The 8,766-nt window shown below is 39.1% G+C and carries 11 protein-coding genes, 1 rRNA gene and 1 riboswitch; of the genes, 9 read left to right on the top strand and 3 right to left on the bottom strand.

From position 1 onward, the window contains the following. Positions 1 to 261, bottom strand: a 261-nt coding sequence (locus AC1DUW_RS15930) for an acyl-CoA thioesterase (RefSeq protein WP_477642939.1), incomplete at its 3' end; no start/stop codon positions are given. Next, positions 254 to 2,563 (bottom strand): 5-methyltetrahydropteroyltriglutamate--homocysteine S-methyltransferase, encoded by a 2,310-nt coding sequence (gene metE, locus AC1DUW_RS15925; RefSeq protein WP_477642938.1) that lies wholly within the window; start codon positions 2,561 to 2,563, stop codon positions 254 to 256. The genes metE and AC1DUW_RS15930, both read right to left, overlap by 8 nt. A gap of 155 nt (positions 2,564 to 2,718) precedes the next feature. Then, positions 2,719 to 2,909, bottom strand: a riboswitch (cobalamin riboswitch). Positions 2,910 to 3,200: 291 nt separating this feature from the next. On the opposite strand from metE, the gene AC1DUW_RS15920 reads away from it, so the two are divergent. From AC1DUW_RS15920 to perR, 7 genes are all read left to right on the top strand, one after another. After that, positions 3,201 to 3,620 carry a potassium channel family protein gene (locus tag AC1DUW_RS15920; protein WP_053344503.1) on the top strand — a complete coding sequence of 140 codons (420 nt, stop codon included), beginning with the start codon at positions 3,201 to 3,203 and terminating at the stop codon, positions 3,618 to 3,620. 62 nt (positions 3,621 to 3,682) lie between these two features. Next, complete coding sequence (gene bcp, locus AC1DUW_RS15915) at positions 3,683 to 4,153, top strand: thioredoxin-dependent thiol peroxidase (RefSeq protein WP_053347943.1); 471 nt, start codon at positions 3,683 to 3,685, stop codon at positions 4,151 to 4,153. 11 nt (positions 4,154 to 4,164) lie between these two features. Beyond that, positions 4,165 to 5,274: an aminopeptidase gene (locus AC1DUW_RS15910; RefSeq protein WP_053344504.1), complete on the top strand. Its 1,110-nt coding sequence runs from the start codon at positions 4,165 to 4,167 to the stop codon at positions 5,272 to 5,274. A gap of 498 nt (positions 5,275 to 5,772) precedes the next feature. Continuing rightward, on the top strand, positions 5,773 to 5,892 hold the full coding sequence (locus AC1DUW_RS15905; RefSeq protein WP_269083712.1) for an NAD(P)-dependent oxidoreductase: 120 nt from the start codon (positions 5,773 to 5,775) through the stop codon (positions 5,890 to 5,892). After that, positions 5,861 to 5,983, top strand: coding sequence for a hypothetical protein (locus tag AC1DUW_RS15900; protein WP_269083713.1), 123 nt, complete (start codon positions 5,861 to 5,863; stop codon positions 5,981 to 5,983). Before AC1DUW_RS15905 ends, AC1DUW_RS15900 begins: the two co-directional genes overlap by 32 nt. 42 nt (positions 5,984 to 6,025) lie before the next feature. Next, on the top strand, positions 6,026 to 6,307 hold the full coding sequence (locus AC1DUW_RS15895) for an NAD(P)-dependent oxidoreductase (RefSeq protein WP_269083714.1): 282 nt from the start codon (positions 6,026 to 6,028) through the stop codon (positions 6,305 to 6,307). Positions 6,308 to 6,463: 156 nt separating this feature from the next. Further along, positions 6,464 to 6,907 (top strand): peroxide-responsive transcriptional repressor PerR, encoded by a 444-nt coding sequence (gene perR, locus AC1DUW_RS15890; RefSeq protein ID WP_053344506.1) that lies wholly within the window; start codon positions 6,464 to 6,466, stop codon positions 6,905 to 6,907. Between the two features lie 105 nt (positions 6,908 to 7,012). Here the strand turns inward: perR and AC1DUW_RS15885 are convergent, their stop codons facing one another. Beyond that, positions 7,013 to 7,366, bottom strand: a complete 354-nt coding sequence (locus AC1DUW_RS15885; protein ID WP_053344507.1) for a YgzB family protein — start codon at positions 7,364 to 7,366, stop codon at positions 7,013 to 7,015. A gap of 182 nt (positions 7,367 to 7,548) precedes the next feature. On the opposite strand from AC1DUW_RS15885, the gene AC1DUW_RS15880 reads away from it, so the two are divergent. Further along, positions 7,549 to 8,412, top strand: a complete 864-nt coding sequence (locus AC1DUW_RS15880; RefSeq protein WP_053344508.1) for a nucleotidyltransferase-like protein — start codon at positions 7,549 to 7,551, stop codon at positions 8,410 to 8,412. A 283-nt stretch (positions 8,413 to 8,695) separates the two neighbouring features. Next, a 16S ribosomal RNA gene (locus AC1DUW_RS15875) occupies positions 8,696 to 8,766 on the top strand; the annotation flags it as partial.

Genomic DNA, 8,766 nt, shown 5'->3' with positions numbered 1-8,766 from the left:
GACAAAGGCCTCTAGGTTAATCGCATCCCCTGTCTTGATTGGTGCCAAAAAGTCAAAAGAATCGCTTGATGCAGTCACAACTGGTTTTCGGCAATGGCGCATTGCTGAAATGCAGGCGATTTTATCTACATAGGCCATCACCTTACCGCCAAAGATGGTGTTGTGATGATTCGTATCTGGTGGGAAAACAAGATCCGTTAAAAAAGTCCGTGACTGCCGGGTAGGATTAGCATTTGTAAAATCAATACCTTTTTCAGTCATTTGCCTGTTGATTGACCAATAGGTTTTTGCGAACGATTGTTGCGGCTTCCACCATATTTTTCAAAGAAGCAACGGTTTCAGGAACGCCCCTTGTTTTCAGACCGCAGTCCGGGTTAATCCAAAATTGATCTTTATCTAATACTTTGATGCCTCGTTCAATCATATCGACCATTTCCTCGACTGCAGGAACGCGTGGGCTGTGAATATCATATACGCCTAAGCCAATGCCCTTTTCATATGTTTTTTCCTCAAATGCGGAAGCAAGTTCACCGTGGCTGCGAGATGTTTCGATGGAAATCACATCGGCATCCAAGGAAGAGATGACATCCATGAAGCTGTTGAAATCGCAATAACACATATGCGTGTGAATTTGCGTTGTATCTTCCACACTTGAAGTAGAAATCAAGAAGGAGTTCACAGCCCATTTTAGGTATTCTTCGCGGTCGCTTTTTTTCAGGGGCAGACCTTCTCTAAGGGCAGGCTCATCCACCTGGATCATTTTGATTCCGGCAGTTTCTAACGCTCCCACTTCTTTTTCCAAGGCAAGCGCTAACTGGTAGCAAACATTCTCCTGTGAAATATCATCACGGACAAATGACCAGTTTAGAATCGTTACAGGACCTGTCAGCATTCCTTTTACTGTTTTCTTAGTCAGAGATTGTGCGTACACACTTTCACGGACTGTCATCGGCTCGATGAAATGCACATCGCCATAGATAACAGGGGGTTTTACGCAGCGAGAACCGTAAGATTGCACCCATCCCTTTTCAAGGAAAACGAATCCACCTAGCTTATGACCGAAAAATTCAACCATATCTGTTCGTTCAAACTCTCCGTGAACAAGAACATCCAAGCCGATTTCTTCCTGGATATCGATCCATCTGCTGATTTCTTCGTTAACAAATGTTTCATATCGTGCAGCAGTCCATTCCCCTCGTTTGAATTTTCCGCGGGCTTGTTTTACTTCAGCCGTCTGCGGAAAGCTTCCGATTGTTGTTGATGGAAGGAAAGGCAGTTTGAAAAATTCCTGTTGTTTTTGATAACGCTCTTTAAATGGCAGCTGACGGCCGGCTGTTTGACTCTTCGCCTGTTCGACACCAGTTTGGACGTCTTTATGATTTCGCGCATTTGAACTTGCTAACGTTTGAAGTGCTAATTTGTTAGCGGCTACTTTTTCAGCAATTGCTTCGGCACCTTGATTACTACCTTTAACTAGTAGAGTGATTTCTTCAAGCTTCTCATCAGCAAAAGCAAGGGCCTGTTGCACATCTTTAGTAAGAGCCGTCTCATTACGAACCGTTACTGGTACATGAAGCAGGGAGCAAGAGGGTTGAAGCCAAATTTGGTCTTCGGCTACGGTTTTTGTGATGGTCTTGATCAACTGATTCTTTTTCGATAAATCGGAAAGCCATATGTTTTTCCCATCAATCACACCTGCACCGAGCACTTTGTCTTTCGGGAAGCCGAATTCTTGGAGATTACTAAGATTTTTCCCTTTATCATGGACAAAATCAAGACCGATCCCTTGAACGTGTAATTCAATCACCTCTTGGTAGTGCTCTACCGCATCAAAGTATGTTTGTAGCATGATGTTCAAGTTTGGAGCTGCTTCATTCAATTTTTCATATAAGTAAGTAACAGTTTGCATATCATCTTTAGAAATGGAAGAAACAAGGGAGGGTTCATCCATTTGCACCCACTTCACGCCTTCTTGTTCTAGCTCTTGCAGAATTTGTGTGTATAAAGGCAGGAGACTAAGGACGATTCCAGGTACATCTTGTTTATTGTAGCCTTTAGAAAGAGTAATAAAAGTATAAGGTCCGACTAACACGGGCTTAGCTTCAATTCCTAGTTTTTCTTTGGCTTCGCGATAAGAAGCAAGTGGTTTATTTTCTGTCAAAATCAGCTGTGACTGTTTTAATTCGGGAACGATATAGTGATAATTTGTATTGAACCATTTCGTCATTTCAGAAGCAACTTCATCCTTGTTTCCGCGAGCCATAGAATAATATACAGAAAGGGGAACGGTGCCGCCTTTATAGGCTGAATAACGCTCAGGAACAAGACCGAACATTACAGACATATCGAGCATTTGATCATATAAAGTAAAGTCATTGACAGGAATAATATCAATACGTTGGTCCTTTTGCTTTTGTAAGTTGCCTAAACGGATGGCTTCTAGCTGTGCCGTAAACTCCGATTCATCGATTTTTCCGGACCAGTAAGCTTCTAATGTGCGTTTCCATTCACGATCTTCCCCAATTCGAGGGTACCCTAAACTACTACTTTTCAATATTCCCATCCTCCTACATTCTTTTTTCTTTAAATAAAATAACAACAAAAAAAGCACCCCTAACCGTCAAAAGAGAAAGTTAGAAATGYTTAAAATAAAGGGGTATACAAAAACCCCTTAAAATTATAAGGTCCCTAACACTTCCCTATTCTCCGTAGGTTAAAACAGTGTTGTCGAAACAGGCAGGTCTCCTGACTTTAGGAATCTTATTAGCGGCAGGCCTTCCCAATCCGAAAATCAGTGGCATATTGCATAGCGCTAACATTCCTATTACAGTGGCGGGACCGTGCCGGAATTTCACCGGACTTCCCTTTTAATCCTAAAAAAATTAGGAACCTATTTCCACATATGAAATTTCACAAACCCGCTGTAAATTAAACTGCAGGCAACAAATATTTATAAAATAAAAACTATTATAAAAATTTAGACAAGCTTATCATATCCCGACTAAAATGGTCAATAAGGAAAAAAGTCTCGGGAAATGGGGTCTGACCCCGCCCTATATCGACAAAACTATTKGTGCATCTAGGTTTGTTTAAGGATGTGAATGTTGGGAAATGGGGTCTGACCCCTAAATAAAGAATATATTGTTTGGACGGGGAGTATGTATAGGGGGAGTGGGTTGTTTTGAAATGAGGCGTGGGGGATGACTTTTTACATCTTGATTGCAGGGATTATTTTTTGCATGGTGATGAGCATTCGAACGTTATTTCTTGTTGAGTCGGGAGGAAAAAAGTTTTCTCTAGAGGATATGCTGTGGCTCGGCAATTTATATGCGACGATATTAGTAGGTTTTGCACTGATTTATTTATTATACGAGCTTCAGAATCATTCGGTGATTCTTGATATGGGCAATCGTTTGGACGGCAGTTTTTACGAGCAACTGAAGACTTCTTTTTATTTTAGTGCAATGACAATGTTTTCAGTAGGGTATGGAGATATAGCCCCGATAGGCATGGGCAGGATGATTGCGACAATCCAGGCGTTCATTGGATACACTCTCCCGGCAGCGTTTGTGATCCGGACAGTGATTGACTTAGAGCAGAAGGAAAGGAAGAATAAATGAAAGTTGTGTTTCTTTCAATTATTGGGTACGCTTACCATAATGAAAGAAATGGAGGGGTAAGAATGACTGTTAAAATTGGAGAAAAAGCACCGGATTTTCAACTTCCTGCAAACAACGGTGAAAAAGTTTCCCTATCGGATTTTAAGGGCAAACACGTTGTTTTATATTTTTATCCGAAAGACATGACGCCTGGTTGCACAACGGAGGCCTGTGATTTCCGTGACCACAATGAGCAGTTTGAGGAATTGAATGCTGTTATCATAGGGATTAGTCCAGATCCGGCGGCGCGTCATGAAAAATTTATTGAAAAATATGGGTTACCTTTTCTGCTACTAGCTGACGAAAATCAAGAAGCTGCTGAATTATATGATGTATGGAAATTAAAAAAGAACTTCGGCAAGGAATATATGGGCATTGAACGTTCAACTTTTCTGATTGATAAGGAAGGAACGATAGTTAAAGAATGGCGTAAGGTAAAAGTCAAAGGCCATGTCGAAGAAGCGCTTGAAACTCTTCGTGATCTAGAAAAATAAGGTACAGCCAGATGAAGGATAAGCGAATAACCAAGCTTGCTGAAAGGCTGATTCATCATTCCGTACAATTACAGCCAAAAGAGAGAATCTTGATACGGGGTCATATCAACATGAAACCGCTATTGAAAGAGCTGATTGATGAAACATACAGAATCGGTGCATATCCATATGTCGAACTGGAAGACGATGAAATAAGCCGACACTTGTTAAAAGGGAATGAGAAGGAACAACTTGATACCTTATCACAATGGACTTTGAGGAAATATACTGATATTGATGCGATAATAATCATCTCCAGTGAAGAAAACGATGCTGAATTGGCAGATGTTCCTGCAGAGAGGCATCGTCTTCATGGGGAAGCGATGAAGTCGTCGACTCTTTTCTATGTAAACAACCGGCGTTGGGTTTTACTTAATTACCCGAACGTCAGATTAGCACAAAAAGCAGGTATGAGCTTTAGAAGGTACGAAGACTTTCTATTAAACGTGTGCACAATGGATTACGGGAAAATGGAAGTGGCACTGAAACCGCTTAAGCAATTAATGGAGCGTACTGAAAAAGTCCGGATTGTTTCACCTGGGACAAATCTCACCTTTTCCATTAAAGGAATGCCGGCTGTCATATGCGCTGGGAAAAACAATCTACCTGACGGGGAAGTGTTCACGGCACCCGTAAAAGAGAGTGTTCATGGTAGGGTAGCTTTCAACACACCTTCAACATATCAAGGAATCACCTTTCGTGACATAGTTTTAACCATACAAAAGGGGAAAATCACGAAAGCAGTTTCTAATCAAAATTCTAAAATGAACGAGATTCTCGATGTAGATGAAGGGTCCCGTTTTATTGGGGAATTCGCGCTTGGAATCAATCCATACATTATGGAGCCAATGGACGATATTTTGTTTGATGAGAAAATATGTGGCAGTCTGCATCTAACTCCTGGCCAAGCCTATCAAGAGGCTGATAATGGTAACCGTTCTTCTACACATTGGGATATGGTTTTGATCCAGCGTCCTGAATATGGCGGTGGTGATATCTACTTTGATGACATTCTGATCCGAAGGGATGGCATTTTTATGTTGCCGGAACTAAGTGCTTTAAATCCAAATTTATTAAAATAAAGCCTTTTTTATCAGGGGTAAGGCTTTTGTCCAACTCAAAAAGAGGACACCTGAATATGCTTTATTAAGGGAATACCTCCTCAGAGAAAGTTGCACGGGACATACAGAGCCCGTGTTTTTTTATGTTAATTAAAAGGTGAGATAAACATGTTAGTACTTTCAACAATTATTCCAAACGAAGACATCCAAAAGCAGATGGAGGATACCTTTCCTGCTTTGAATTTCATTTAACAATAGGATTGGGGGGATGAACCACTTCGTGAAGCAAAAATCTTAATTACATACGGCGAAGATTTAACAGATGAGACAATTGAGAAAGCACCGAATTTAAAGTGGGTTATGGTTATGCGTGCAGGTATGGAATTAATAAAGCCATTGAGAAGCGCGGGATTTTGGTAGTGCACGATTGGGATGCTTTTACAGTACGAAAAGAAATTGAAACAGCTTATCAAGAATGAAGCAGACGAGCTGTGGGATTGAAAGATAGAAGTAGGAGAATTGAATGGGAAATCGATACTCATTCTTGGTGCTGGTGCAATTGGCGGAGAGGTAGCGCGTCTTGGGAAAGCCTTTAGGATGACCACAATTGGGGTCAATCGTAGCGGAGCAGCACATTGATCGTCTTTATTTTGAGTTAGTTGATGTATTACCGGAAGCAGATTACATCGTATCTGTTCTGCCAAGTACGATTGAAACACAGAATCTGTAGCAAAAAGAACACTTTAAAGCTATGAAAGGTTCTGCTGTCTTCGTGAATATTGGACGAGGTGATCTGGTTAAAGAGGAAGTGTTGATAGAGGTTTTACAAAACAGGGAAATTGCTCATGCCATTTTAGATGTATTCGATCCAGAACCTTTAGAAAAGGGACACCCGTTTTGGCGTATGGAAAATGTAATGGTCACACCGCATCTTTCGAGTAAAAGCAGTGAATATTTACCTAGAACCTTTTCAATTTTCGAAAAAACATGCATGAATTCCTGGATAGATGGAAAAGACTTTATCAACGTCATTGATCTATTAAAAGGATACTAGGCACAATTAGAAAATGGGAAAGATTTAAAGGGTTAATGAATAAACTAAAAATGAATCGATAAACAGATGAAATATTGACAAAATCAACGTATAAAAGGTACACTATTTATAAATATTATAATTTAATAATTCATACTTAATGAGAAAAAGAGGTGGATGGCGGTGTCTGAAGTTCAGTTAAAAGAAGCGTTGGATTCCCTTAAAGATACCGGTGTAAGAATAACTCCTCAACGCCATGCGATACTTGAATATTTGATAAGCTCTATGTCTCACCCTACCGCAGATGATATATATAAAGCGCTAGAAGGTAAGTTTCCCAATATGAGTGTGGCTACGGTTTATAACAACTTGCGTGTGTTCCGCGAAGTAGGATTGGTTAAAGAACTTACCTATGGTGATTCTTCAGCAAGATTTGATTTTGTAACGACGAATCATTATCATGTAATCTGCCAAACCTGCGGAAAAATTGTAGATTTTGATTACCCGGCATTGGACGAAGTCGAACATTTTGCAGCACAGGTCACCGGTTTCAATGTTAGTCACCATCGGATGGAAATCTATGGAGACTGTACAGAGTGCTCAAAAAAAGAAGCACATTAAAAAAAGTTCCGCCACTTGGTTGGAACTTTTTTTTTGTTGCAAAAAAATGATACAATTAATCTTGGACCATTTGCCTGGGAGAAATAAGCTCTCTTAAGGGGTTATTTAGTCTTGCAGGCTTTTGCGATTATATTTTTCGTTAAATTCTTCGCCTTCTAACTTTTTATCAAGGGTCAATGGTTCTTCACAATGCATGCAAATATCCACACGCCCTAATATTTTTGTAGGTTTACTACAGTTAGGACATACAACCTGGATCGATTTTGTAGAAAGCATTCCAATCCAAAAATAAACGCCGGTACTTGCAATTATGAATAAAAGACCTAGACCCATAAAAAGTGTCATAACAATAGGGTGTGTTTTAAAGAAAAGTCCGAGATACATCACAATAAAGCCGATGAAAATCAAACTTAAAGCAAATGTACGGATTTTATTGATTTTGCTAGAATATTTAGCCATGGATTGTCCCTCCTAAAATATAACTTTAACTATAACATAAACTACGGATGGAACAAAAAAGAAATAAAGGATACATATTACTTTTGAATATGTTGTTTTTGTAAATATCATCTAGGTGAAATACAGGATTTTGAAGAGTTTTGTCGAATGTAAAAAAAAAAAAGGTTTTGGAGGAATTTATAATGGAAGATATCCTTCGCCCGATTTATCAAGAGCGAGCAAGTTTAAAATCTACACTTGGAATCTTGTTAATAGAAAAAAGAGAAAATAACAGCCCGATTACCGATACATTTGACTACATTCTTTTTGTTATTGTAGATGAAGCAGAAGAGTCAGTGTTTTTAAAACACTACACATACCAGGACAAAAAGGCAGCTTTACATATCGTAAAGGAAGAACAACTAAAAGAATGGCTTCTATTAGGTACAAACCGAAAAGTAGTTGACTGGATTTATAACGGAAAGGTCCTTTTTGACCGAAATGAATATTTGGATCATTTGAAAACCGAAATTCGAGAGTTCCCTTTTTATGGAAGGAAATTGAAGATAGGGATGGAGTTTGCGAAGTTAATTCGCAGATATATGGATGGAAAAGGCTTCTTTGAAAAAGGTCATTATCTTGATGCATATAACCATATTGTTCATTCCCTGCATCACTTAGCTCGTTTAGAAGTAATAGAACAAGGTTTTTATCCAGAAGTTACAGTCTGGAACCAAGTGAAACATATGGAACCTGAAATCTATAAGTTGTATAAAGAATTGATTAGTAGTGAGGAAACGCTTGAAAAAAGATTGGAACTTCTTTTCCTTGCGAGTGAATTTCTTATTTACTCTAGGACGAATACGGGTTCACAGCATTTAGCTGAAATAATGAGTACAAAAGAAGATCCTTGGACAATTGCAGAGTTAATGGATCATCCGGAACTTAAGTTTTATTCAGTAGATCTAGGTGTTCTGTTAGAATACTTAATAGAGAAGAAAGTAATAGATGTCATCAAAGTGGAAACAAAAGGACAAGACGTTTATCATCGATTTTATAGAGTATAAAAAAATATTTCAAAAAAATCATTTTTAGTGTTGACCAATAATAATCTAGGTGTTATATTAATACATGTCGCTGCGGGACATCAGCTTTCGCAGCTTCAACAAAACAAAAAACATCAAAAAAACATGTTGACAAAACAGTCGACAACATGATAAGATGTAAAAGTCGCTTACGAAGTAAACGACAACGAAATTGCTCTTTGAAAACTGAACAAAACAAAGCGCCAACGTTAATTTTTTAAGTGAGCACACACTATCAAAAAGCAAAATGAGCAAGTCAAACATTTCTTCGGAGAGTTTGATCCTGGCTCAGGACGAACGCTGGCGGCGTGCCTAATACATGCAAGTCGAGCGAAT

The sequence above is a fragment of the Peribacillus sp. P4_C12 genome (assembly GCF_056402095.1).
Note: the sequence above shows the minus strand (reverse complement) of the source record. Positions and strands in the feature narration are given on the sequence as shown.

Bases quoted from the DNA above. Each gene is read 5' to 3' on its own strand.
- metE (WP_477642938.1), bottom strand. From the start codon at position 2,563: ATGGGAATATTGAAAAGTAGTAGTTTAGGGTACCCTCGAATTGGGGAA.
- AC1DUW_RS15920 (WP_053344503.1), top strand. From the start codon at position 3,201: ATGACTTTTTACATCTTGATTGCAGGGATTATTTTTTGCATGGTGATG.
- bcp (WP_053347943.1), top strand. From the start codon at position 3,683: ATGACTGTTAAAATTGGAGAAAAAGCACCGGATTTTCAACTTCCTGCA.
- AC1DUW_RS15910 (WP_053344504.1), top strand. From the start codon at position 4,165: ATGAAGGATAAGCGAATAACCAAGCTTGCTGAAAGGCTGATTCATCAT.
- perR (WP_053344506.1), top strand. From the start codon at position 6,464: ATGGCGGTGTCTGAAGTTCAGTTAAAAGAAGCGTTGGATTCCCTTAAA.
- AC1DUW_RS15885 (WP_053344507.1), bottom strand. From the start codon at position 7,366: ATGGCTAAATATTCTAGCAAAATCAATAAAATCCGTACATTTGCTTTA.
- AC1DUW_RS15880 (WP_053344508.1), top strand. From the start codon at position 7,549: ATGGAAGATATCCTTCGCCCGATTTATCAAGAGCGAGCAAGTTTAAAA.